At 39.9% G+C, this 25,983-nt stretch carries 24 protein-coding genes; 5 read left to right on the top strand and 19 right to left on the bottom strand.

Annotated elements, in window-relative coordinates; all coding sequences use genetic code 11:
• Positions 1-2 precede the first annotated feature (2 nt).
• The 8 genes from clpX to rlmD form a co-directional block, all read right to left on the bottom strand.
• Entirely contained in the window at positions 3-1,235 is a 1,233-nt protein-coding gene (gene clpX, locus HMPREF3237_RS06795) for an ATP-dependent Clp protease ATP-binding subunit ClpX (RefSeq protein ID WP_006145154.1), read from the bottom strand.
• A 31-nt stretch (positions 1,236-1,266) separates the two neighbouring features.
• A complete protein-coding gene (locus tag HMPREF3237_RS06790) occupies positions 1,267-1,437 on the bottom strand; it encodes a hypothetical protein (RefSeq protein WP_000442255.1) in 171 nt (56 codons plus the stop codon).
• Positions 1,437-1,943: a dihydrofolate reductase gene (locus HMPREF3237_RS06785; protein WP_070889282.1), complete on the bottom strand. Its 507-nt coding sequence runs from the start codon at positions 1,941-1,943 to the stop codon at positions 1,437-1,439. Before HMPREF3237_RS06785 ends, HMPREF3237_RS06790 begins: the two co-directional genes overlap by 1 nt.
• A 127-nt stretch (positions 1,944-2,070) precedes the next feature.
• Complete coding sequence (locus HMPREF3237_RS06780) at positions 2,071-2,589, bottom strand: Dps family protein (protein WP_025168624.1); 519 nt, start codon at positions 2,587-2,589, stop codon at positions 2,071-2,073.
• 146 nt (positions 2,590-2,735) lie between these two features.
• Positions 2,736-4,517 carry an ABC transporter ATP-binding protein gene (locus tag HMPREF3237_RS06775; protein WP_006145151.1) on the bottom strand — a complete coding sequence of 594 codons (1,782 nt, stop codon included), beginning with the start codon at positions 4,515-4,517 and terminating at the stop codon, positions 2,736-2,738.
• 10 nt (positions 4,518-4,527) lie between these two features.
• Positions 4,528-6,264 (bottom strand): ABC transporter ATP-binding protein, encoded by a 1,737-nt coding sequence (locus HMPREF3237_RS06770; protein ID WP_070889281.1) that lies wholly within the window; start codon positions 6,262-6,264, stop codon positions 4,528-4,530.
• A 127-nt stretch (positions 6,265-6,391) separates the two neighbouring features.
• Positions 6,392-7,150: a triose-phosphate isomerase gene (gene tpiA / locus HMPREF3237_RS06765; RefSeq protein ID WP_006145149.1), complete on the bottom strand. Its 759-nt coding sequence runs from the start codon at positions 7,148-7,150 to the stop codon at positions 6,392-6,394.
• Between the two features lie 116 nt (positions 7,151-7,266).
• Positions 7,267-8,634, bottom strand: a complete 1,368-nt coding sequence (gene rlmD, locus HMPREF3237_RS06760; protein WP_070889280.1) for a 23S rRNA (uracil(1939)-C(5))-methyltransferase RlmD — start codon at positions 8,632-8,634, stop codon at positions 7,267-7,269.
• Positions 8,635-8,689: 55 nt separating this feature from the next.
• On the opposite strand from rlmD, the gene HMPREF3237_RS06755 reads away from it, so the two are divergent.
• From HMPREF3237_RS06755 to HMPREF3237_RS06745, 3 genes are all read left to right on the top strand, one after another.
• The gene (locus tag HMPREF3237_RS06755; protein WP_070889279.1) at positions 8,690-9,466 is read left to right on the top strand and encodes an aminoglycoside 3'-phosphotransferase; all 777 of its coding nucleotides are present in this window, start codon (positions 8,690-8,692) and stop codon (positions 9,464-9,466) included.
• A 10-nt stretch (positions 9,467-9,476) separates the two neighbouring features.
• Positions 9,477-10,253 carry a recombination regulator RecX gene (gene recX / locus HMPREF3237_RS06750; RefSeq protein ID WP_070889278.1) on the top strand — a complete coding sequence of 259 codons (777 nt, stop codon included), beginning with the start codon at positions 9,477-9,479 and terminating at the stop codon, positions 10,251-10,253.
• A gap of 88 nt (positions 10,254-10,341) precedes the next feature.
• Positions 10,342-10,875: a nucleoside tri-diphosphate phosphatase gene (locus tag HMPREF3237_RS06745; RefSeq protein WP_004252157.1), complete on the top strand. Its 534-nt coding sequence runs from the start codon at positions 10,342-10,344 to the stop codon at positions 10,873-10,875.
• Positions 10,876-10,951: 76 nt separating this feature from the next.
• Here HMPREF3237_RS06745 and HMPREF3237_RS06740 read toward each other — a convergent pair whose 3' ends face one another.
• The 5 genes from HMPREF3237_RS06740 to HMPREF3237_RS06720 form a co-directional block, all read right to left on the bottom strand.
• A complete protein-coding gene (locus tag HMPREF3237_RS06740; protein ID WP_070889277.1) occupies positions 10,952-11,719 on the bottom strand; it encodes an epoxyqueuosine reductase QueH in 768 nt (255 codons plus the stop codon).
• A gap of 67 nt (positions 11,720-11,786) precedes the next feature.
• On the bottom strand, positions 11,787-12,986 hold the full coding sequence (locus HMPREF3237_RS06735) for an MFS transporter (RefSeq protein WP_070889276.1): 1,200 nt from the start codon (positions 12,984-12,986) through the stop codon (positions 11,787-11,789).
• A gap of 270 nt (positions 12,987-13,256) precedes the next feature.
• A complete protein-coding gene (asnS, locus tag HMPREF3237_RS06730) occupies positions 13,257-14,600 on the bottom strand; it encodes an asparagine--tRNA ligase (protein WP_070889275.1) in 1,344 nt (447 codons plus the stop codon).
• Positions 14,601-14,750: 150 nt separating this feature from the next.
• A complete protein-coding gene (locus tag HMPREF3237_RS06725) occupies positions 14,751-15,929 on the bottom strand; it encodes a pyridoxal phosphate-dependent aminotransferase (RefSeq protein WP_070889274.1) in 1,179 nt (392 codons plus the stop codon).
• The gene (locus HMPREF3237_RS06720) at positions 15,926-16,414 is read right to left on the bottom strand and encodes a cell wall elongation regulator TseB-like domain-containing protein (protein WP_070889273.1); all 489 of its coding nucleotides are present in this window, start codon (positions 16,412-16,414) and stop codon (positions 15,926-15,928) included. The genes HMPREF3237_RS06725 and HMPREF3237_RS06720 overlap by 4 nt, the downstream gene beginning before the upstream one ends.
• Positions 16,415-16,660: 246 nt before the next feature.
• On the opposite strand from HMPREF3237_RS06720, the gene HMPREF3237_RS06715 reads away from it, so the two are divergent.
• Positions 16,661-17,209, top strand: a complete 549-nt coding sequence (locus HMPREF3237_RS06715; protein ID WP_070889272.1) for an NADPH-dependent FMN reductase — start codon at positions 16,661-16,663, stop codon at positions 17,207-17,209.
• Positions 17,210-17,261: 52 nt separating this feature from the next.
• Here HMPREF3237_RS06715 and HMPREF3237_RS06710 read toward each other — a convergent pair whose 3' ends face one another.
• Positions 17,262-18,452 (bottom strand): O-antigen ligase family protein, encoded by a 1,191-nt coding sequence (locus HMPREF3237_RS06710; RefSeq protein ID WP_070889271.1) that lies wholly within the window; start codon positions 18,450-18,452, stop codon positions 17,262-17,264.
• Between the two features lie 215 nt (positions 18,453-18,667).
• On the opposite strand from HMPREF3237_RS06710, the gene birA reads away from it, so the two are divergent.
• Positions 18,668-19,603 carry a bifunctional biotin--[acetyl-CoA-carboxylase] ligase/biotin operon repressor BirA gene (birA, locus tag HMPREF3237_RS06705; RefSeq protein WP_070889270.1) on the top strand — a complete coding sequence of 312 codons (936 nt, stop codon included), beginning with the start codon at positions 18,668-18,670 and terminating at the stop codon, positions 19,601-19,603.
• Positions 19,604-19,663: 60 nt separating this feature from the next.
• Here the strand turns inward: birA and HMPREF3237_RS06700 are convergent, their stop codons facing one another.
• The 5 genes from HMPREF3237_RS06700 to HMPREF3237_RS06680 all read right to left on the bottom strand — a co-directional run bounded on the left by HMPREF3237_RS06700 (position 19,664) and on the right by HMPREF3237_RS06680 (position 25,983).
• Positions 19,664-20,854, bottom strand: coding sequence for an acetate kinase (locus tag HMPREF3237_RS06700; RefSeq protein WP_070889269.1), 1,191 nt, complete (start codon positions 20,852-20,854; stop codon positions 19,664-19,666).
• 47 nt (positions 20,855-20,901) lie between these two features.
• A complete protein-coding gene (locus tag HMPREF3237_RS06695) occupies positions 20,902-21,855 on the bottom strand; it encodes a class I SAM-dependent methyltransferase (RefSeq protein ID WP_070889268.1) in 954 nt (317 codons plus the stop codon).
• A gap of 100 nt (positions 21,856-21,955) precedes the next feature.
• Positions 21,956-23,563, bottom strand: coding sequence for a CTP synthase (locus HMPREF3237_RS06690; RefSeq protein WP_070889267.1), 1,608 nt, complete (start codon positions 23,561-23,563; stop codon positions 21,956-21,958).
• 285 nt (positions 23,564-23,848) lie between these two features.
• Positions 23,849-24,424: a DNA-directed RNA polymerase subunit delta gene (gene rpoE, locus HMPREF3237_RS06685; protein WP_006145135.1), complete on the bottom strand. Its 576-nt coding sequence runs from the start codon at positions 24,422-24,424 to the stop codon at positions 23,849-23,851.
• A 413-nt stretch (positions 24,425-24,837) separates the two neighbouring features.
• On the bottom strand, positions 24,838-25,983 hold the full coding sequence (locus HMPREF3237_RS06680; protein ID WP_070889266.1) for an FtsX-like permease family protein: 1,146 nt from the start codon (positions 25,981-25,983) through the stop codon (positions 24,838-24,840).

The following is a 25,983-nucleotide window of genomic DNA, read 5'->3' as shown; positions in this document are numbered from 1 at the left end:
CTCTAGGCTGTCTCTAGGATTGGCTTAGCCGTTCCGTCAACCGCTTCTTTTGTGATACGGACAGTTTTCACATTCTCTTGACTTGGAACTTCAAACATAACGTCTAGCATAGTTTCTTCGATGATGGAGCGAAGACCACGAGCACCAGTCTTACGTTCGATAGCTTTGTTAGCAATTTCCTGTAGAGCTTCGTCGTCAAATTCAAGCTCAACATCGTCATATGAAAGCAAGGTCTGGTATTGTTTAACCAAGGCATTTCTTGGCTCTTTCAAAATGCGAACCAAATCATCTACTGTCAACTGCTCCAAGGCCGCAAAGACAGGCAAGCGTCCAATCAACTCAGGAATAATACCAAATTTCTGAATATCTTCTGCGATGATTTCTTGCATGTAAGAACTATTTTCGTCAATGGCCTTGTTGTTTTGTCCAAAACCAATCACTTTTTCACCCAAACGCTGTTTGACAATCTCTTCGATGCCATCGAAGGCTCCACCCACAATAAAGAGGATATTCTTAGTGTCCACTTGAATCATTTCTTGTTGAGGATGTTTGCGTCCGCCTTGTGGTGGTACACTAGCTACAGTTCCTTCGATAATTTTGAGGAGGGCTTGTTGCACCCCTTCACCAGATACATCACGCGTGATAGACACGTTCTCACTCTTCTTGGCAATCTTGTCGATTTCATCTACGTAGATAATACCACGTTCTGCACGTTCGATGTTAAAGTCAGCTGCTTGCAAAAGTTTGAGGAGGATATTTTCCACGTCCTCACCAACATAACCAGCTTCCGTCAATGCTGTTGCATCAGCAATGGCAAAAGGTACATTCAAACTTCTAGCAAGGGTTTGAGCAAGGAAAGTCTTCCCCGAACCAGTTGGGCCAATCATTAGAATGTTTGATTTTTGCAAATCCACATCTTCTGACTCTTCTCTCGTATCGTGAAAATTGATGCGTTTGTAGTGGTTATATACAGCCACTGCCAAGGCACGTTTTGCACGATCTTGACCAATTACATAATGGTTCAAGATGTTTAAGAGTTCAATTGGTTTTGGTACCTCAGACAAGTCTGCCAAAACTTCCTCTGCCAACTCCTCACGAATAATTTCTTGAGCCAACTCTACACATTCATTACAGATAAAGGCATTGTTCCCAGCAATTATTTTTTTGACTTCTTCTTGGCTTTTGCCACAAAATGAGCAATAAACCATCATATCATTTTTCCTATTTGTAGGCATGATTCCCTTCCGTTCTAACTATTCATTCTCTCTAAAATAAGGTCATATAAAAAGCATGAATGCTATTTACCAAGTTTGTAAAGGCATTGAGCCAAAGTAGAGTAGCAAGTCCAAAGCGCTTTTTACGAAAAGCGTGTGTCCCAGCTACAAGACAGACAGCACACAAAAGAGCTGTAAAAAATCCAAAAATACTACGCTCCATTAGGCTTCCTTTCTCTTTCTATATTCGATGGTAAAATCAAAAGCATTTTTCTCATCTTTGCTATACGATTTGCTTTCAACTGTCTCAAAGGAATTCAAATCAAAATCCTCTGGAAAATAAGTATCCCCCTCGACTTGAGCATGAATTTGCGTCACAATAATCTCATCTAAGTAAGGTTCAAAAAGCTGAAAAATCTGCTTGCCACCGAGGATGTAGAGATTTTTATCCTGATGATGATACCATTCTAAAACATCCTCAACATTTTGAAAGACCAGAGCACCTTCAATTGACTCTTCGGGATTGCGCGTCAAAATCAAGGTTTCACGTCCTGGAAGTAAACGTCGTCCCATCCCATCAAAGGTGACACGCCCCATCAAGATAGCATGATTCAAGGTTGTTTCTTTAAAATGTTTTAACTCTGCTGGCAAATGCCATGGTAAGCGATCCTCTTTTCCGATTACACCCTTTTCATCTTGTGCCCAGATGGCTACGATTTTCTTTGTCATGCTTTCATCCTTTTCATTGATAGTTCTATTTTATCAAAAATCTTCAAAAAAGACTGTTTTGGAATGCCCTCCTAAATAGAAAAAATCCGTAGAAAACTTCTACGGATTTTTAGAAAAATATTGTATCTTACAAACCAGGTGCTTGCCCTAATTCTGCCGCAAGCATCCAGACAGTTTTTTCAAGTTCTGCCTTAGCACCAACGAAGATATCATTGGTTACATCATCACCTTCTTCATCTGTTACATCCAATGCTTTTTGGAAAAGAGTGATAAGGTAACGATAAATTTCAAGGACACGTTCCAAACTTTCTTCTACGTTGCGGAATTCTCCAACTCCTTCTTCGATGTCGCTATGTTGAAGGAATTCTGTCAAAGTAGAGTATGGTTTGCCACCTAGTGTAATCAAGCGTTCACTAATTTCATCTAGATAACCATCAAGGCTATCCATGTATTCATCCATCTTAGGATGCCATACCATAAAACCACGTCCACGCATGTACCAGTGTACTTGATGAAGAGCGATATGTGCTACATACAAGTCTGCTACTGCTTGATTCAAAACTACTTTTGTATTTACTAGCGCTTCTGCCGCTGGCTTAGTCAATGTTGCCACGTCTTTTACTGCTTCTTTTTTCAATTCTACCATTTTTCTCACCTCATAATTATTTTCTGTAACCATCTTTATTGATTACTATTTCAGTATACTACTTCCAGCATACGATAGCAAGGAAAGTGTACTATCTTAGAAAAGTTGCAATAGACTGATAATTTAAGAAATTGAATTGATGTTTTTTAGTTGTTTTCAGTGCCTTTACCAGAAAACTGACTTTGATACAAGTCATAATAGAAACCTTTGGCAGCTAAGAGACTTTCATGATTTCCTTGTTCGATAATCTGTCCATCTTTCAGCACCAAAATCTTGTCTGCTTCCTGAATAGTCGAAAGTCGATGGGCAATGACAAAGCTGGTTCTCCCCTTCATCAAGCGTTTCATGGCCTTTTGAATCAAGAGCTCTAAACGCGTATCGACTGATGAAGTCGCTTCATCCAAAATTAAGATTTTTGGATCTGCCAAGAGAGCACGCGCGATAGTTAACAACTGTTTCTGACCAAGAGAAATATTACTTGACTCTTGGTTCATTTCCATGTTATAGCCACCAGGAAGGGTGCGGATAAAGTGGTCAACATTGGCCGCCTTAGCCGCTTCAACGATTTCTTCATCTGTTGCCTCAAGATTTCCAAAGCGAAGATTTTCCTTGATACTGCCTTCATAGAGCCAGGCATCCTGTAGGACCATCCCAAACTGGCAACGATAGTCCTGACGAGACAGGTCACGAATATCTTGCCCATCCACTAAAATAGCACCTGCTGTCACATCATAAAAACGCATGAGCAGGTTGATCAAGGTTGTTTTACCGGCTCCAGTAGGTCCAACGATAGCTACCATCTCTCCAGGTTCAACATCTAAGTTAAAATTGCGAATCAATGGTTTGTTTTCCACATATTGGAAATCGACATTCTTGAAACTAACTTGACCTGTCAATGGTGCCAGTTCTTTCACTTCAGCAGTTTGAACTTCTTCCTGTTCATCCAAAACTTCGAAGACACGGTCAAGCGAAGACTTGGCACTTTGCATCTGCCCAGCTAATTGAGTGATATTTTGGATTGGTTGACTGACTTGCCAAACATATTGTACAAAAGCTTGCATATTACCGATCGTTAAGCGTCCTGCAATAACCTGTAAACCACCTAAGACAGCAACAATTAAGTAAGTTAAATCCGATACGATATGAAGGGCAGGCATCATCAAACCTGAAATAAAGCTCGCCTTAAATCCGACTTGTTGCAATTCATCCGTAATCTTTTCAAATCTCTCTTGAGAGTTTTCTTCGCGTCCGAAAAGTTTTAAAACATTGAAACCTGTTAAGTTTTCCTGTACAAAGCCATTCATACGTCCCAAGATAGCTGCCTGCTGTTTAAAGTACGGCTGCGAACGATTTAGAATCGTTTTAGCTCCAAAATAAGTCACTGGAATCGACAAGATAACAATGATAGCCAACTGAAGATTTAGATAGAGAACCATTCCCATAACAAAAAGAATGGTAAAGACTGCATTAACAATCTGTAAGAAGGATTGTTGTAGAGCGTTCGAAACAGTTTCCACGTCACTGGTAAAACGCCCCAGCAAATCCCCAAACTGGTGCTTATCAAAGTAGGAAACTGGGATGCGATTGATTTTTTCGCTCATTTCATTTCTCAAATCCTGTATCATAGACTGCACAGCATTGGTCATAAAGTAATTTGAATAATATGATCCCAACTCATAGAGAAGCCCACGCAAAAGATAGATAACTAAAATCACTACGATATATGAGGTATTAATGCCCGCTCCTGCCACACCATTTGCCATGGCAAGGAGATTACTGGTTAATTCTGTGATAGCAAGCCCCAATATGAATGGTTCGATAACACTCATTATGACGCTGACTATTTTCAAGAAGATTGCAAAGAAAACAGAGAAACGGTAGGCTGTTAAATAGCTCCATAGACGAGCTAGACTAGATTGTTGTTTCATCCTTTACCTCCTATTCTTCTGTCAGAGACGCATTTTTCAACTGCGACTCAGCAATTTCTCGATAGATGTCATTAGTTTCCATCAATTCTTCATGACGTCCACGACCAACGATTTCACCCTTATCAAGGACGATAATCTGTTCCGCGTCCATAATGGTTCCAACACGTTGCGCAACAATCAATACCGTAGCATCTTGAGTCACTTCCTTGAGACGACGACGCAGGATTGCATCTGTACGGTAGTCCAAGGCTGAGAAAGAATCGTCAAAGATGTAGATATCTGGCCCCTTGATGACTGCGCGGGCAATCGATAAACGTTGTTTCTGACCACCTGATAGGTTGCTTCCCCCTTCAGCCAGATGAGTTGCAAAACCTTCTTCTCGACTTTCGATAAAGTCTTTGGCTTGGGCTACATCAGCTGCTTGGTGCAAGTCCTCATGACTAGCGTCCTCTTTTCCGTAACGGAGATTATCTGCGATAGTCCCTGTAAAGAGCAAGGCTTTTTGTGGAATAAATCCAATTTTCTGACGGAGTGATTTGAGACGGTAATCTCGGACATCAACACCATCGACCTTGATTTTCCCTAGTGTAACATCATAGAAACGAGGAATCAATTGAACCAGAGTAGACTTACCTGATCCAGTTGAACCGATAAAAGCAATGGTTTCTCCCGGTTTAGCAGTAAAGGAAATATTATGCAAAACAGGGCTTTCTGTTTCCCCTGGATAGGCAAAGGTCACATTATCAAATTCTAGAAATCCATGAGTTTCTGTCTCTTGGACTCCATCCTCATTTGGATCAATGGAAATCGGCATATCCATGATTTCCTTCAAACGCTCACTAGATACAGCCGTACGTGGATACATGGTAAAGAGGTTTGACAAAAAGAGGAAGGACAAGAGAGCATGAAAACTATACTCGATAAAGGCCACCAAATCCCCAATCTGCAAACTTCCCTGTTTGAGAGGATCAAGAGCAAACCAAACGATAGCCACAATCATAGCGATAATAATTTGCACAAAAAGCGGCTCTGTTAAACCCGTCAATTTGAACAAACAATTTGAGTTATCCGCATAGATTGCATTTTTCTCTTCGAAACGTTTTTCTTGAAAGTCTTCACGAGCAAAAGCACGAATAACACGCAAGCCCATCAAATTTTCACGGACATATTGGTTTATCTTGTCCAGTGTTTTCTGTTGTTTTTCAGATAAGGGGCGCGTTTTCACTGCCACATAAAGGACTACTACAGCTAGAAAAGGAACGGAAAAAGCCACAATCCAAGCTAGTGAAGGACTAGTCAAGAAAATCATGAGAACACTAGAGAGCATCATCATGGGAGTGATAACACCCAACTTAAGCGTTTGTTCCGCAAACTGCATGAGGACAAAGGCATCACTGGTAATACGAGTGACTAGTGAAGATACACCAATCTGTTCATATTCGTGATGAGAATACTCTTGTAGCTTAGTATAGACATCATCCCGCATGTCCTTGACCATATTCGTGGTCAATTTACTAGCAGCATAAGCCAGAACAACCCGTCCAAATGTTCCCAAGACGATAATAACCAACATGATTACGGCCCAAAAATAGAGTTTATCCTGGTCACCTTGGTTGATTCCCTGGTCAATCATACGAGCCAAAATAGTTGGTAAACCTAGATTGACAATGACAAAGAAAATCGCCCCAAGGAAGTCTAACACTAACCACTTGGGATAGCGTTTGAGATAAGACCAAATATAAAGCATAATTCTCCTTTCTTTAATAAGTTTTTAAACTAGAAAAGAGCGCGTAAACACGCGCTTCTCTGCTAAAAATAAGACAGGCAATCCTATTCGATGAACGAAAGGACTGTCTGTCTCAGTTTATAATAATTTATTTTGTAAAGTCAAGCAATGCCAAGAAGCTTTCTGGATCAAGTGAAGCACCACCAACAAGGGCACCATCAACATCTGGACAAGCCATGTATGAAGCAACGTTTTCAGGTTTAACTGAACCACCGTATTGGACACGTACTTTGTCAGCTACTTCTTGACCGAAGTCAGCAGCTACGACATCACGAACAACTTTACACATTTTTTGTGCATCGTCTTGTGAAGCAGATTTACCAGTACCGATTGCCCAGATTGGTTCGTAGGCAATTACTGTTGAAGATACTTGTTCAGCAGTCAATCCAGCCAAAGCTGCAGATACTTGAGCACCTACGAACTCAGCTGCTTTACCAGCTTCGTAAGTTTCAAGGCTTTCACCACAACAGATGATTGGAAGCATACCATTTTCAAAGATTGCTTTTGCTTTCTTGTTGATATCTTCGTTTGTTTCATGGAAGTAGTCACGACGTTCTGAGTGACCGATAACAACATAGTCAGTACCGATTTGTTTCAAAACTTCTGGGCTAGTTTCACCAGTGAAAGCACCTGAATTTTTAAAGTAGCAGTTTTGTGCAGCAACTTTAAGGTTTGAACCTTTAGCAGCAGCAAGAACAGCGGTCAAATCAACTGCAGGAGCTGCGATACCTGCTTCAACAAGGTCAGATGAAGGAAGTTTTGATGCTACAGCCTCAACAAATGCTTTTGCTTCTTCTGGATTTTTGTTCATTTTCCAGTTACCAGCGATAAATGGTTTACGTGACATTTCACATACCTCTTTTTTCATTTTATTTTCTTTATTTTATCATAATTATAAGGAGCTTGCAAATCTTACTCTGTAACTAGAAGTCCTCTGTTCAAAAACTTTTCTAGCTGCCATTTCTATTTAGAAGCTGGCTTTCGTCTCGTCAATTTGACCACTGCTTCTGTTCTAGCCGTGTGTGGAAACATATCAACGGACTGGATATAGTGCAGGTCATAGACCTCTACCAAACGGACTAAATCACGCGCCAAGGTTGATACATTGCAAGATACATAGACCATCTTTTCAGGAGCATATTTGACAATAGTATCCAAGAGCTTGTCATCTAAACCTGTACGTGGCGGATCCACAATCAAAGCATCGGCGCGATAGCCTTCCTTGTACCAACGTGGGATAATTTCTTCAGCAGTCCCAACCTCATAGTGAGTATTAGTATATCCCATACGCTTGGCATTTTCTTTGGCATCCTCAATAGCTTCTGGAATAATATCCATCCCTCTCAAACTTTTGACTTTTTTAGCAAAGGCAAAACCAATGGTGCCAACACCACAATAAGCATCAATCAGATGGTCATTCTCATTTACGTCCAAGGCCTTCACAGCTTCACTATAGAGGATCTCAGTCTGTTCAGGATTGAGCTGGTAAAAAGCTCGAGGTGAAAGAGAAAACTCATAGTCTAATACACCCTCGCCTATACTATCCTGCCCCCAAATAATCTCTGTCTTATCCCCATAAATCTCACTAGTTTTAGCAGTATTGGTATTGACTGCGACAGTCACTACTTCAGGATAATCCTTGACTAGGTCTTTCACAAATTGAATCAGATTCAATTGACGATTGGTTACAATGATAATCTGAACTTGCCCAGTTTTCCGTGCTCGACGAACCATGATGGTCCGAACCCCAAGGATTTTCCGTTCATCCGTAATCGGAATTTGATGATAGGTCAAGAGTTCAGCAATGCGATTAGCAATAGCTTGCGTCTCCTTGTCTTGAACCAGGCAGTCTTTTAATTCAACCAGATAATGTGAATTTTGAGCATATAATCCTGCCTTGACCTGACCTTTAAATTTCCGAGTTTGAAATTGCAGTTTAGCCCGATAATACTTTGGTTTTTGCATACCAATAGTTGGTCTGATCTCATAGTTTTCGTAGCCTGCAGGCGCAAATTTTTTCAGAGCTTGATGGAGAAGGTCCGTTTTGAACTCTAGTTGCTTATCATAATGCAGGTGCATGATTTGACAACCACCACATTCATTATAAATAGTACAGTCTGGTACCACTCGAAACTTAGATTTTTTATGGACCTCAAGCAGTTTGGCCTCAACGTAGTTACGTTTGACAGAAGTCACCTGACAATAGATATCTTCACCCTTGAGGGCACCTGGAACAAAAACAAGGGTTTTCTGGTAAAAACCGATTCCCTCTCCGTTAATCCCCATACGCTTGATTTTTAATGGAATTTTTTGTTTGACTTTAAGACTCATAAGTCTATTATACCACGTAGTTTCTCAATGTTTAAGAATATGTTACAATAAAACCATGAATACAAAGATATCTCATTTTTCCCCATTGGATTTTCCTGAGCAATTACGAACTTATATAGAGGGAGCAACTCTTTCTGACAGCTCTTCTCATTCAGGCGCAAGGGTTCTCTATCTTGATTCAGGTTACTATTTGAAAATAGATCAAAAGGGAAGATTAGAGCGAGAAGCTAGCATTGCAAGTTGGTTTGAACAAGAGGGAATAGGAACTCCAGTCATCCACTATCTATCTACAGATAAAGACTACCTCCTGACGAAAGAGGCTATTGGTCGTAATGCTCTCGCTTTTTTAGAGCAGCCAGAAAAAATCTGCCGAACAATGGCAGAGGCTCTTAAAAAGCTTCACAGCTTAAACCCACAAAATTTTCCATCAGAAAATCATTTAAAATCCTATAAAGACAGAGCCTTTAAAAACTATGAAAAAGGGGAGTTCTATGCCAAGGCGCTCCTACCCCAATTCCAGATTAACAGTCGCGAAGAGGCCTTCCAACTCATCCAAGAACAAGGGCACCTTTTAGAAACAGATGCCTTTATTCACGGGGATGCCTGTCTACCAAACTTTATTCTCAAAGATGCTAGCCATTTCTCTTGCTTTATTGATCTTGGTTTGGCTGATTTCAGTGATCGGCATATCGATCTCTTTTGGGCAATTTGGTCCCTCAATTACAACTTAAAAGATCCCAAATACGCTGAACTATTTCTCGACTATTACGGGAGAGAGCTGGTTGATAGCAACAAACTTCGACTCGTTGCTGCCTTTGAAGCGTTTGGATAAAAGGAAAACCATGAAAATCACAAAACTAGAAAAGAAAAAAAGACTCTATCTGTTAGAACTTGATAGCGACCAAACCTGCTATATTACAGAGGATACCATTGTTCGCTTTATGTTGACCAAGGATAAGGAAATTAGTCCTCAAGAGTTTGCAGAAATTCAGACCTTTGCACAATTTTCCTACGGAAAAAATCTGGCACTCTATCACTTATCCTTTAAAGCTCGTACCGAAAAAGAGGTCAGAGACTATTTAGTTAAACATGAGATTGATGAGAAAATCATTCCCCAAGTCATTCAGTCTCTAAAGGACGACAACTGGATCAATGACCGCCAATATGCACAAGCTATCATCAATTCCAATCAGCTTTCAGGAGATAAGGGAAGCTATATGCTGATGCAGAAGATTTCTCAAAAAGGGGTTGCTAAGTCTATCATCCAAGAAGTCTTACAAGAATTTGATATGACGGAAGTCGCAGAGCGCACAGCTGAAAAACTACTAAAAAAATATCAGGGAAAATTGCCAGCCCGCGCCTTACAGGACAAGATTATCCAAAATCTGACCAGCAGAGGGTTTTCCTACTCAGAATCCAAAACAGCCTTTGACCAACTAGATAGCCATGTCGAAGAAGAAACTGTTCAGGAACTTATTTTTAAAGAGTTGGATAAGCAATATCGGAAATATTCGCGTAAGTATGAAGGATACGAACTCAAGCAGCGTTTGACCCAAGTTTTAGCAAGAAAAGGCTACGATTTTTCGGATATAGCCAGCGCTCTCAGAGAATATCTTTAATTTTTTCATAAAAAAACTAAGAACTTTAAACAAAAATGTGATACAATAGTAAACGATAAACTTATAAATTGTAGAAAGTTGGTTAGTTATGAAACTTCCAAAAGAAGGCGACTTTATTACAATTCAAAGTTATAAGCATGATGGGAGTCTTCACCGTACTTGGCGAGACACCATGGTACTAAAAACAACAGAGAACGCTATTATCGGCGTCAACGACCACACACTTGTTACCGAAAGTGACGGTCGTCGTTGGGTGACTCGAGAGCCGGCTATTGTTTACTTTCACAAAAAATATTGGTTTAATATCATTGCCATGATCCGTGATAATGGGATTTCCTACTACTGCAACATGGCTAGCCCATACTATCTAGACGAAGAAGCTTTAAAATACATTGACTATGATTTGGATGTTAAAGTTTTTACAGATGGCGAGAAACGCCTCTTGGACGTCGAAGAGTATGAGCGCCATAAGCGTAAGATGAATTATCCTGATGATTTAGACTATATTTTGAAAGAACATGTTAAGATTCTTGTTGATTGGATCAACAACGAACGAGGCCCCTTCTCAGAAGCCTATGTCAACATTTGGTACAAACGCTACGTAGAACTAAAGAATCGGTAAAGTTGTCAGAGGTCAGGAACAAAATCCTGACCTCGTTTTTTATAAGCAAAAAACCTGCCTTGAGGCAGGTTTTCGTCTAAATATCTAACTTCGTAACAGTAAATTTGATGTGGGAATAATCTTTCTCGATATCCTTATCAACCATAAAGGCTGTTGCATCCTTCTTGATCTGCACCAAGTCGATATTCTGGGCTTGAGCAGCATAGACACAACCACAATAACATTGACGATAGATATCATATTCTTCACACATTTCTACAGAACGCTTGTAACCTTGATTTTTCTTAAAATCACTTGGAAGATAATGAGTGGTGTAGATTTTCTGTACATCAATCCCAATACTATTAATGGTTTGTGAATTTTTATGAGGACTAATTGTCAGAGCTGAGCCAAAGTAGTCAAATCCTAAGTCCTTAGCCACTTGCGCTGTCTTGTCCAAACGATAATCAAAACAAACCTTGCAACGATCGCCACCTTCAGGTTCTTCTTCCAAACCTCGAACCAGTTTACGGTATTCATTGGGTTCATAAGGAGCTTCTAGGTATTGGACCTTATTGCCAGTTCGCTCATTGAAATCACTGACAAACTTTTTAGTCACATAGGCACGCTTATGATACTCAGCTTTTGGATGAATATTTGAATTTGCAAAATAAATGGTCACATCCGCATACTTGGTCAAGTACTCTAGAGTGTAAGTGCTACAAGGAGCACAACAGACATGCATAAGAATAGTTGGTCTTTCTTCATTTTTTTCCCAAACTTGAACCATCTTTTGCATGACACGGTCATAGTTGATCTTTTGATTGGGATTCATCTTGCTTAGAATTTCTTCTACATCAATCATGCTCTTCTCCTTTTCTTCTTGCTATTGTACCACAGGATCTTTCTTTGGGCAAATAGGGTTTCGTGCTTTATTCAGTTTTTAAGTCCTGATTTAATAGCTTGCCCATCCTTTTTAGACCAATTCTTAAGATAGGATAGGTTAATAGTAAGATAAGGCCTAGAACTAAAAAGACAGCTTCAAGACCCCAATAATCAATCAACCAACCTGTCAATGGGAAAATGACAATCATAGATAAACTAAAGAGCATAGAATTGATACTAAGCATAGTTGCTCTTACACTGGACGGTAAATAGCCTTGTAAGTCATTAAAATAGATTGGTTGATAAACTGCATAGAGTATATCGGTTAAAAGATATACGAGAAGAAAAGCAAAGGGAGTTCCAAAAAACACCAATAGTAGGGCCAAGCCCGTTAGTGCAACAAGAGTCGGAAAAACTCGATTGCTATTCCATTTTTTTCCGATTTGACTAGCTACATAAACTGCTATAAGATTTAAGCCACTACCAATCAGCATGACCAGTGAAACCTGCCATCCTGCTAAGTCACTTATTTTCTGCTGATAGTAAAAGTAAAACATGCACATGAGTGTTCCGACTAGCTGATAAGTCATCATCCAATAAAAGAGTACTGGCTTTTCATGCCATTCTTTTCGAACTTGCAGGACAATCGTTTTAAAGGTTAAGGCTTCATTTTTTTCTCTCTTAGCCATTGGTTCTTTCATCAAATAAATCAAAATGATAGAAAGAAAAGATAATCCAATAGCAATTAGATAAGTCCAAGCCAATGCTCCGTGAATAAAGAAGCCTGCGACAACTGTACCTAGGGTTCGGGTAACTTCTGCCACACCAGACAAAAAGCTCGAAATCTGAAGATATCGGTCCTTTTGACCCGCTTCAACCGCAGAATCATATAAGAAAGCGGTGCTGGTTCCCGAGTCAAAATTATAGGACCAAGCACTGACCATCATGGCAAGAGCATAGATCCAAAAATTCCCCTGACCAAACAAAATCAAGATAGAGGATACAATACTGGCCAAGCGAGCCAAATAGAGATTAGTCTTGTAGCTAAATCGATCGGCCAACATACCAGATGGGATTTCACATAAGAGACTTGTCCCATGAAAGATACTCTCTAATAGACCGATTTGAAGCAAAGAAAGACCATTCTGAATGAAAAATAAAATCCAAAAACTGGTAATTCCAAAATAAGATGTAAATTCCAGACCTGCCAGGAGTGGAATATTGCGTTTGTAAGTTCTTTTAAACATTGTTTTCTCTCTTTCCATATGTAGTATGACTGTTTCTAAAAGACTTACCTAGATTTGCCTACATTTTCTCCACCTCTTTCATTTAAAGTAATACTCAATGAAAATCAAAGAGCAAACCAGGAAGCTACCCGCAGGCTGCTCAAAACACTGTTTTGAGGTTGTGGATAGAACTGACGAAGTCAGTAACATATATACGGCAAGGTGAAGCTGACGTAGTTTGAATTTGATTTTCGAAGAGTATAAAAACGCCAGACGGCGTTTTTATGGCTATTAAGGTTTGATACGGTGCAACATACGTGGGAATGGAATTGCTTCACGGATGTGTTTTGTACCAGCTGCGAAGGTTACCATACGTTCGATACCGATACCAAATCCACCGTGTGGAACTGTACCGTATTTACGAAGGTCAAGGTAAAATTCATACTCTGTACGATCCATGCCAAGAGATTCCATCTTCGCAACAAGGGCATCGTAGTCTTCCTCACGCATAGAGCCACCGATGATTTCTCCGTAACCTTCTGGTGCGAGCAAGTCTGCACAAAGAACGCGGTCTGGATTACCGGGGACTGGCTTCATGTAGAAGGCCTTGATAGCTGCTGGGTAGTTCATGACAAAGGTTGGTACACCAAAGTGGTTTGAAATCCAAGTCTCGTGTGGTGAGCCGAAGTCATCTCCATGCTCGAGATGTTCATAGTCAGCGTCTTCATCATTTTCATGCTCTTGCAAGAGATCAATGGCTTCATCGTAAGTGATACGTTTGAATGGCTCTGCAATGTAGCGTTTCAAGAGCTCTGTATCACGCTCCAAGGTTTCCAAGGCTTGAGGGGCACGATCAAGAACACCTTGTAGAAGAGCTTTCACATAAGCTTCTTGCAAGTCAAGTGACTCATCATGTGTCAAGTATGAATACTCAGCATCCATCATCCAGAATTCTGTCAAGTGACGACGAGTTTTTGATTTTTCAGCACGGAATACAGGTCCAAAGTCAAAGACGCGACCAAGGGCCATAGCACCCGCTTCAAGATAAAGCTGACCTGATTGGCTCAAGTAGGCTGGTGTTCCAAAGTAGTCTGTTTCAAAAAGTTCTGTCGAATCTTCTGCCGCATTTCCTGAAAGAATTGGGCTATCAAACTTCATGAAGCCATTCTTATCAAAGAACTCATAAGTAGCATAAATGATAGCATTACGGATTTGCATAACGGCAACTTGTTTGCGTGAACGAAGCCACAAGTGACGGTTGTCCATCAAGAAGTCTGTTCCGTGCTCTTTTGGAGTGATTGGGTAATCTTGAGATTCACCAATGACTTCGATGTCTGTAATATCCAATTCGTACCCAAATTTAGAACGCTCATCTTCTTTAATAATCCCTGTCACGAAAACAGATGTTTCTTGGCTAAGACGTTTGATGGTGTCAAATTTTTCAAGCCCCACTTCTTCTCCAAATTTTTCGATAAAGTTTGGTTTAAAAGCCACGCCTTGGAAGAAGGCTGTTCCGTCACGCAGTTGCAAGAAGGCAATTTTTCCTTTTCCTGACTTGTTAGCAACCCAAGCACCAATAGTGACTTCTTGACCAACGTAGTCTTTTACTTCGATAATTGTTACACGTTTTGTCATGTTTTATCTTCCTTTTTTTGTTTAACTTGTCTAAAGACATTATTACTCACTATTGTACCACAAATAATGCCTGATAGCTAGATTCTATCAGAGAAAAATCTCAGGTTTTATCCAAAAAAACCTCCGCCAAGAGGACGGAGATTAAGCTTCTTATTTTTCCATAAATTGATGCAAACGGCGAATAGCTTCTTTTAATGTATCTAGGTCTGTCGCATAGCTGAGACGGACATTTTCTGGTGCTCCAAATCCTGCTCCAGTAATTAAAGCCAGACCTACTTCCTCAAGAATAGCCGTTGTAAATGCTGTTACGTCGGTATAGCCTTTCATCTCCATAGCCTTCTTGACATTTGGGAAAAGATAGAAGGCTCCTTGAGGTTTGACTACTTCAAAGCCAGGGACTTGGCACAAGAGTGGATAGATGGTATTTAAACGTTCTTCAAATGCTTGACGCATAACCTCCACAGAATCTTGCGGTCCAGTCAAAGCTTCAATCGTCGCATATTGAGATACAGCAGTCAGGTTTGAAGTCGTTTGGCCAGTCAATTTACTCATGGCAGCAATAATTTCTGGATCACCTACTGCATAACCAACACGCCATCCTGTCATAGCGTAGGCCTTAGACACTCCATTGATGACAATAGTTTGTTTGCGAATAGCTTCTGACAGACTAGAGATTGGAACGAACTCATTCCCATTATAGACCAAACGACCATAAATATCATCGGCTAGGATGAGAACATCATGTTCAACAGCCCAATTTCCAATGGCTAAGAGTTCCTCACGAGAGTATATCATACCGGTAGGATTAGATGGTGAGTTAAGAACCAAGACTTTGGTCTTACCTGTGCGAGCAGCTTCTAATTGCTCCACAGTTACTTTAAAGTGATTGTCTTCCTTGGCTTGGACAAATACTGGAAGGCCTTCTGCCATCTTAACCTGATCCCCATAGCTGACCCAGTAAGGAGTAGGAATGATTACCTCATCTCCAGGGTTGATAACAGCCATAAAGAAAGTATAGAGGGAAAACTTGGCACCAGTCGCAAAAGTGACTTCATTTGCCGCCACAGAATACCCATAATAGCGCTCAAAATAGGTATTGACTGCTGCTTTCAATTCAGGTAAACCTGAAGCTACCGTATAGAAGGAAGCGCGTCCATCTCGAATAGCCTCAACCGCAGCCTCCTGAATGTTTTCAGGAGTATGAAAATCGGGCTGACCTAAAGTCAAGAAAAGAACGTCTTTTCCTTCAGTCTTTAACTTCTTTGCTCTTGCATCACTAGCCAGAGTAACACTTTCTTCAATCTCTAAGACACGTTTGGATAATTTCATTGTTTCTCCTTTTCGACTAAGGCGCCAGATTCAAAATCTACCAGATAATAGTCTCCTCCGGACTTGATTTCCCAGACAGGCTTTTCAGCGTACCGTCCGAAAGTAATCTTGTCGATCTCAGTTGCTCCTTTTTCTCTGACAACCGCTTCAGCTTTTTCTTGAGAAGTCCCTTTTCCTAATTGATATACGTAAATATTATTGTTATTTTTCTCTATTAAAACAGCAACTGGTTTCTGATTCTTATCTTGACCAAGAACACTATAATAGCTCTCTAAGCCATTGAAGATATCAACCTGACTTACTGTTTCTAAATTGGCATACTGCTTGGCAAGTTTTCCCCCTTCGACTTTTGCAGTTTGATAAGGCTTCATACTAAGCCATACCAAATAGAGAAAGGAAGAAGTCACAACTAGAGCCAGCAGGGTCAAACCAATGCTGTACTGAAATAATAGGGAATTTTTTTCTTTTTTTTGTCTCTTTTTCACTCGTCTATTTTACCATCTATCCTAGGGAATTACAAGTGAATTAAGGGGTAGATTCTCGAGTTTCAACCTACTTTCAGGCCTTAAAATATAAGCTCCAACTGTTAATTAATAGGTTTTTCTGTATCTACTATTCATAGTTTAAATTTTCCAATGCATCACTTTTATTATCTGAGCAAATTTCTTGCAAATGATTTTCTATTGTTGTAACATAGATTATAACAACAGAAAATCTTAAGGAGACTTCCTATGTCTAAAAAAGTATTATTTATCATTGGCTCACTTCGTGAAGGGTCTTTTAACCACCAAATGGCGCTAGAAGCCGAAAAAGCTCTTGCAGGAAAAGCTGAGGTGAGCTACCTTGATTACTCATCAATCCCACTTTTTAACCAAGAACTTGAAGTTCCAACTCTTCCAACTGTTGCATCTGCACGTGAGGCAGTTCTGGCTGCTGATGCCATCTGGATTTTCTCTCCAGTTTACAACTTCTCAATTCCTGGAACAGTGAAAAATTTACTTGACTGGCTTTCACGCGCTCTTGACTTATCTGAAACTCGTGGTCCTTCTGCACTTCAAGATAAAATCGTTACTGTATCTTCAGTAGCAAATGCAGGTCACGAACAACTATTTGCAATATACAAAGACCTCTTGCCATTCATCCGTACACAAATCGTAGGTGAGTTTACTGCATCTCGTATCAATGATTCTGCTTGGGCAGATGGCAAATTAGTCCTTAAAGACAGTGTTGCTACTTCTCTAAAACAACAAGCTGAAGATTTGGTTCAAGCTATTCAATAATCTCATGTGAAAGAAAAAGATAGTAGAAATAAAATTTTCTACTATCTTTTTGTTAATCAACAAGTTCTGAAATCATACTATGTTTGAGTGGTAGACTACACATCACTAGAAGAAAGATGAAGGCTGACTGAATCCAGAATAGGGCCAAGTCAAAAATTCCATGCACAGCGACCACTGTTATAAATGAAAGATAAAGTCCAAGGATCGGTCGTTTACTTGGTACTTGACTCATATCAATCAACATACGTATTGGATTTGAAGAGGCAATCCCCAACAATACAGTACCTACCACGCCATAACTCAATATCGTATCAATATAGATACTGTGCGCATGCTCATGATAAGGGGCAAAAATACGAGGATAAGAATGCATGTACGTTAGTGGACCCTCGCCCCAGAAGGGATTTTGTTTGAATAAGGTCATACCTGCATTCCAGATCGACACTCGTTCTTCCATAGACGAATCGAGCGTTCCCATTCGAACTCCCAAATCACTCGAGAAGAGAAAGGCTAGACCGACACCAAAAACTCCAATACTTAGCCAAAAAGCACGCCAGTTTTTAATGGTTGTGAAAAGATAAATAATCGCACCAAAAATAATGGCTGGAAAAGCTGTTCTATTTTGGGTGAAATTCAAGCCAAATAAATTCGCAAAGATTGCAATAAGAGAGAAAATTCTCAACCATGTCAATCTAGTCGTACTAATTAAGTAAAACCCAATCATGATACAGAAACAACAGATAATCCCATAATAGTTAGGGTTAAAGAAAGCTACTTCTGCTCGGTTCTGATGCCAAACCTGCATCTTAGGTGATAAAAAGGTGTAATCAAATTTCTTTACAATTTGAAAATGTTCTAGAGCTGCGAAAAACGATGCTAGCACACTAAGCGACAGAATCGCTTGTAATACCAATCTAAAAAATTGAGGGGTTAGGTGAGCCTGGTAATAGTAAAAGAAAATTGCAAAGAGGAACATCCCTAAAGTAGCAACCATCCCCATAACATTTTGAGCTAGAAGAGAGATGACACCACTATAACCAATAAATAATAGTAAAACGGCATGATTAGAGAGTCTTTTTAAAATTCCCTTCATTTCTCCAGTAAATATCAGACCTATTAAGTATGCAATAAAAATAATAACGAAAATGTAAAAAGGCAAGAAGATGCTTAAAATAACACCTAACAAGACTAACTCTTGCTTAGACAAGCCTTTCAATTTTTCAATGATGCCTATTGATTTCACAACAGATCCTTTCTTTCTGAGATCTAAAACCCAGATATATAAAACTATTATATCATTTTACCATTTTTCGAAGAATTTGAAAACCACTTTATCCACATCAACTTGACTAAAACTTGGTAAAACTTTATTGGAAACCAGGATTCGCCCACTATAAGCAGTCAAACTTTTATAAAATTGTGGTACAATAAAATTAATTTCCCAAGAAAGGGGCTACCATGAAATCTTATCAAGAAGTTTATAAAATATTAGCTAGTGAAACAGATTATGTAAGTGGAGAAAAAATCGGTGACCTATTAAACCTCTCTCGTACCTCTATTTGGAAGGCTATTCAGCGACTCCAGCAAGAAGGTTTAGAAATTGACAGCATCAAAAACCGTGGGTATAAACTTCTCCAAGGAGATCTCATCTTACCTCAAGAAATAGAAGCCAACAGCCCCATCTCTGTTCAATTTAAACCAATCACAAAATCAACCCAAAGTGATGCTAAGGAGGCCATGGAAGTTGGTGCCAAAGGAGATACACTCTATCTCTCAACTAGCCAAACAATGGGGCACGGTCGCTTTCAACGCCCTTACTATTCTCCTGATCAGGGGGGAATTTATATGTCCCTTCATATCAAACCCAATCTCCCTTACGATGCATTGCCAGCATACACACTCTTAACAGCAGGAGCAATCTACAAAGCCATTAAAAATCTATGCTTGATTGATGTGGATATCAAATGGGTCAACGACATCTATCTCCACCAGAAGAAAATTGCTGGTATCTTGACAGAAGCTATAACATCTGTCGAGACGGGTCTGGTGACAGATGTGATCATCGGTGTTGGTATCAACTTTTCCATTTCAGATTTTCCAAAAGAGTTGAAAAACAAAGCAGGAAGTCTATTTACTCCTCCTGCTCCCATCACCCGAAATGAACTCATCGCAGAAATCTGGAAATGTTTTTACGAAACGGAAGTCGATGAACTTCTCTATCTCTATAAAAAACGCTCGATCGTTTTAGGGAAAGAGGTTTCCTTTGTGCAAGAACACCAAACTTTTACAGGAAAAGCTTGTGACATCTCTGATAAGGGCCGACTTCAAGTTCAACTGAGTGATGGAAAAATCATCTGGCTTAATAGTGGTGAAATTTCTCTCACTAAATGGTAAAATCTTGTGAACAACATGAAAAAACGACCTCTCTTTTGCGAAGGTCGATTTTTTTATTGTTTATTTTTTCAAACGTTCAACGTCACGCGCAATGACTAATTCCTCGTCTGTTGGAATTACAAGTACTCGAACACTTGCTGCATCTGTCGAAATATCTCCAGTTGCACCAAATACATTTTTCTCTGGATCTACATCGCAACCAAACCAAGAAATCCCTGAAATGACAGCATCACGTACATGAACAGAATTTTCACCGATACCCGCTGTGAAAATAATAGCATCTGCTCCGTTCAGAACAGCCAAGTATTGTCCGATGTGTTTTTGGATACGATCAACATACATTTCATAAGCCAAAGTAGCATCATGATCCCCTGCTTCCATAGCAGCAATCACATCGCGCATATCACTAGACTTACCTGAAACACCCATCAATCCTGACTCACGGTTGAGAATACGACTGATATCCTCAGGCTTATTAAAGTCCTCTGTATATTGCATTAAATAAGGAATGATAGCTGGGTCAATATCCCCTGTACGAGTTCCCATCATTACACCACCAAGCGGAGTGAATCCCATTGAGGTATCAACTGATTTTCCTCCCTTAACAGCTGTAATAGAAGCACCGTTACCGATGTGACAGGTGATTAACTTCAACTCTTCAAGTGGACGACCCAAAACCTTGGCTGCTTCTTGAGCAACATACTGATGGCTAGTTCCATGGGCTCCGTACTTACGAACCTTGTTTTCTGTGTAATATTTTGTTGGTAGAGGATAGCGATAAGCTTTCTCTGGCATACTTGTATGGAAGGAAGTATCAAAAACAACGACACTCGTAATATCTGGCAATAATTCCTTGAAGGCACGAATACCCGCAGCATTTGCAGGGTTGTGCAATGGAGCAAGAAGGCTTAACTCTTCAACCTTTTCAATTACATCGCCTTCAACGACTGTAGACTCTTTGAAGTACTCTCCACCAGCAACGACACGGTGTCCAACACCAGTAATTTCATCATAAGATTTAATAATATCAAAACGAATCAAGTCATCAAGCAAAATCTTAACTGCCAAAGTATGGTTGTCAATGTCGAGGACTTGTTGTTCTGAACGACCATCAAATTTAACTGTGGAAATAGAATCCTTCAATCCAATTCGCTCAATCAACCCTTTTGCCAAAACTTTTTCTTCTGGCATTTGGTAGAGTTGCCATTTCAAACTTGAGCTTCCAGCGTTAATTGCAATGGTTTTTGTCATAATGTTTCCCCTTTTAAGCGTTTTCAACTATTATATCAAAATTTACATTAGATTTCATGTTCCTGACACCAGTTTTGAAAATTTTCCTTAAATTCCATCAAAATTTCAGGGTCACGAAGACTGGTAAGTGGATAGACAAATGGTTCAAGACCTTCTACTGCTTTCTTTTTCAGAACAAAAATAGTCTTAGAATGTGCTCCTTGTGCAAAGAGATCCTCTGGCAAAGCTATGATTGCAACTAGTTGAGCTTGTTCAGTCAGCCATGATTTTAAAAATTCGCTCTGAGGTCTCGTCAATAGGTCTGTTGGAGCTAGAAAAATCGCATAACCATCTGTTTTAAGATACTTGAGTGATTGTTCCATTAACAAATGATGAGCATAAGTATGTTCATTCTTAGCCGCTACTTGATATCGTGAGGCTGTCTGATCATCTGGATAGTAACCAACAGGTAAGTCACTGACTATAATATCACTTTCTTTTAATACTTGTGGTCGCACCGCATCTCCTTGGACAAAGCCCATTTGTAGATCCATAACTTCAGCCATGCTTGCAGCCAGATCAATCAAGAGGTCATCAAGTTCTATCCCGAGATAGTCTACCTTTTTGTTCATGGATGTCAAGAAGCTAGCTCCCAAAATTCCCATCCCAGAACCTAACTCTAATAGACTGATGCTTTCAGCAGACCAAAGTTGCTCAATGATAAAAATCATTAAATGACCAATCATATCCGGTGTGAACTGGTGATTAGCTTGTAGTGGCTCCGTTTGAGCCGCTTTCATTAACAAGAATTGATAGACCCGTAACCACTCTTCTTTTCGAAGAGCCAGACGTTTTAAAGCTTGATTGTTTTTCTTGACTTGCTCCAGATTGGTTTGACCATCTAGATAAATCCCATTTTGTTCAACTAAGGCATCATAAAAACTTGTCGCCAAATCATTTTGAATGATTTGGACATTTTCTAGTAAATAGGTGTATGCTTGTTCAATTTTTTCGAAATTCATATTCTTATCTTACCAAATTCAGAGTTTATTTTCCAGATTTTCATAATGCTGAAAATAAATTTAAAAACCTAAGAGATGACTCTCAAAGGTTCTTTTCTTTCTATTTGCGATTTTCAACCGCTGCTGTTACAAAAGCAGTGTAGAGTTCTTCTGGGCGATTTGGTCTACTTGAAAGCTCTGGATGGTATTGACAAGCCACAAAGAATTTGTTTTCTGGAATCTCAACGATTTCTACCAAGCGATTGTCTGGTGACACTCCTGAAAAGACAAAACCTGCTCCTTCAAACTGTTCACGAAAGGCATTGTTAAATTCATAACGGTGACGGTGACGACGTTGCACCACTTCCTTGTTATGATAAGCTGCCGCTGTCTTAGAGCCACGCTTTAGCTTAGATGGATAAAGCCCTAAACGTAGTGTTCCACCCATATCCTCTACATCAATCTGGTCTCTCATAATATCGATGATAGGATAGTTTGTATCAGGGTCAAGCTCTGTTGAATTAGCCCCTGTAAGTCCTAAAACATTACGAGCAAACTCGATACAGGTCAACTGCATTCCCAAGCAGACTCCCAGCATTGGTACATCATTTTCACGCGCATAGCGAATGGCTTCAATCTTACCTTCTGTTCCACGTTGGCCAAAACCACCTGGTACAATGATTCCATCAGCGCTTGATAGAAGTTCTGCTACATTGTCAGCTGTCACGTCGTTCGCATTGATCCAATCAATCTTCACTTCTGCATCATTGACATAACCAGAATGCTTCAAAGCTTCAACAACAGAGATATAGGCATCTTGTAACTCCACATATTTACCAACAAGAGCAATCTTGACTTGTTTTTTAAGGTTCATGACCTTGTCAACCATGGCTGACCACTCTGTCATGTCTGCTGCAGGTGCATCAATTTTCAAATGATCACAGACGATTTGATCCATGCCTTGAGCTTGCAGATTAAGCGGAATTTGGTAAAGATGGTCCACATTTAATGACTCGATAACTGCTTCTGGTGCCACATCACAGAACTGGGCTAGTTTATTTTTAATCCCTTGTCCAGCTGGCTTTTCTGTACGGATGACCAACATATTTGGCTGAATCCCAAGACCACGCAATTCTTTAACAGAGTGCTGAGTTGGTTTGGTCTTCATCTCACCGGCTGCCTTGAGGTAAGGAAGCAAGGTCGTATGGATATACATGACATTATCTGCTCCGACATCAGACTTCATTTGACGAAGAGCTTCTAAGAATGGAAGGGATTCGATATCCCCTACTGTTCCGCCAACCTCTGTAATAATAACATCAGAGTCAGTTGTTAGTGCAGCACGCTTGATTTTTTCTTTCAAGGCATCTGTGATATGAGGAATGACTTGGACAGTTGCACCTAAATATTCACCACGACGTTCCTTGCGAAGAACTTCACTATAGATTTTACCAGTTGTCACATTTGAGTATTTATTAAGATTGATATCAATAAAACGTTCATAGTGACCCAAGTCCAAATCTGTCTCAGCCCCATCATCTGTTACAAATACTTCTCCGTGCTGGTAAGGGCTCATGGTCCCTGGGTCAATATTGATATAAGGGTCAAATTTTTGAATAGTTACCTTCAAACCACGGTTTTTCAACAGTCGTCCTAGACTTGCTGCAACAATTCCTTTCCCAATAGACGATACCACACCACCAGTTACAAAAATATATTTCGTAGACATAGATTCCTCTTTCTAAAGTACTCAAGACCCTGTTCACTTGAAGGGGAGATAGGAAACAGGACCTTCATTGCTAACTAACATCCAAGATGAAAAATTCCTGGAAAAATAAAAATAGCTCCCTAATAACTAGGGAGCTCCGACCTCTAAAAGAGGTGCCCGAACAATATATTACCTCAATTTGAACCATTTGTCAAATGTAATCAATCATAAAATTTTTAGCGTCTTATATCCTAGAATGGATTAATTCTAAAAAAATGACAAGGAAATCTTCCTTGTCATTTAGCATTATTCTTCTTCATCCTCAGAATCTTCGTCATCTTCTTCGTTAAGATCGACATCTTCTCCAAGGTCATCTGGTGCAATTTCGTTGATTTCAGCGTCGTAGGCTTCTACTTCATTCTTCTCATCGTCTGGATTTTCATCATCGTAAGAAAGAGCTGGATCTTCTTCGTAGGCATCTTCATCTTCAGGATCATCTGCACCATAATCAATGGCATCCGTATCTCCATCCATAAAGGCATTAACGCGTTTTTTCTTAGCCTTAGGTGCTACTTCCTCATCATCGCTTTCTTCAAGAGCGATAATTTCTTCGTCAATTTCATCAACTCCATACCATGAACGAAGGCCCCATTTGTTATCTCCAAGAGAGATAAAGCTACCATCAAAGTTCAACTCTGTATAGAACAAAGGTAGTGCTTCGCGAATATCGCTATTAGAGGTACCAAGATAGTTTTGGATTTCGTTGACTAAATCGCTAAAATGCATCTCGTGATCGCGACCACGTTGTTCCAAGATGGCACGAGCCACCTCAATCATAGATAGTTCACTTTTTTCTTGCCCAGCAAATACTTCTAATTCCAAAGCGTTTCTCCTCTTTTTTTACTACTAACACCAGAGTATATAAACTCTGGTCTCATTTTATCACGTACTTTTTATTGTACGATAATTTTCTTTATTAGTCAAAGGTTTAGAAGAAATAAATGTGAAATATTTCAGATAATTGAAAGACCTGTGAACATGACCAAAGGTCTATTGATTTATTTATGACTCAAGGATGCAGCTCCAATGCCAACCACAAACTGCAAGAGGATTCCTACCTAGATAAAGGATCATTTGTTGCGCCAGATTAAGTAAAAGCCCCCCTTCAGGTTCTGCCAGTAGCTCCGTTTCATCATGTCTCACTTTCATTTCTATTATTCCCCTAGAATAGCGGAAAGGCCTTCTTTTGTCAATGCATTTCAAAAGAAAAAGGCTGGAAAACCAACCTTTTCTAGTTATTCTGCTAAGAGTACTTCTTTGATGGTTTGTTTTTGGAGTTTTCTGTGGGATAGATAAAAGAGGCTTTCATAAACCACCGCAAAACCGAGCAAGGTCCAAAAGCAAACGTTCCAGTCAAAGTTGTGCTCAATCTTTTCAGGTACCGTGTCTTTGATCACACCAATCAAGATTTCCATGATACCGTACTGATAAACCGTCCCAAGAAGGAATCCTAGATAGGCCCAGAAACGATAAGGAGCGAGAATATGACTTTGGCATTCACGACCGGTGTAGCCAAAAGCCTTCATCAAAGCTAAGGTTTCGCGACTTTCTGAAACGACAATCCCCAATGACAAAAAGAGGATCGAGAAAGAAAGGATCAAACCAATCATAATCATCATGGTTTGGATGATGTTATCTGTGTAGTCCCTTAGGCCAAAAGACAATTGAACCATGGCCGCAAAACACATGGAGCCAAAGACCACAAAAAACAAGATTGATTTTCTCCCCCAAATCAGCGATGAAGACAGCTCTTCTAGGAAGGATTTCTCTTTTTTAGGAGCCCTTTTTCTCCTTTTGACCTTGATTGGTGTAGGGGATTTTTTCAATAAGCGAAGGGCCGGCGTTTGTAGTTGTCTTCGAGCATAACCAATCGCAAGAACTATAAAGAAAGCCGTTGGCAGCATCACCAAAGCAACTAAGAGCTGCCAGTGAAAATGAATGGTAATGTCTGGTAGAATCCCCTTCTCATTGCGAAAGTCATAAAAATGACCCATCATCAGAAAAGAAGCGAAATAGCCAAGAAGCGCTCCCACTCCAAAACTGAGTCCAAAAGCCCAAAATCGTTTCGCCAACTGGCCATTGCTATAGCCCAAAGCCTTTAAAATTCCTAATTGTTCCTTGTGGTCATCGACAAATTGTTTGATATAAAAACACATGAGAAGGATCGACGTCAAGGACAAGACGACCCCACTGACCATGGCCACCATCCAGGAAAGCGAAACCTGGGCATCATAGTAGGTCTGAATCATCGGATTGGTTTTAGAAATCTCCAACTGCTCAATATCCAAGTAAAAATTCAAGAAGAGATTGGCCACAAAGACCGCACAAGCTCCAATGATACTGACGACAACTAATTTTCGAATATCTTTTACTGAAAACAT

This window comes from Streptococcus sp. HMSC34B10 (assembly GCF_001839505.1).
GTDB classification, from domain to species: domain Bacteria; phylum Bacillota; class Bacilli; order Lactobacillales; family Streptococcaceae; genus Streptococcus; species Streptococcus peroris.
The sequence above is the reverse complement of the archived record's forward strand: the minus strand, read 5'-3'. Positions and strand labels throughout refer to the sequence as shown.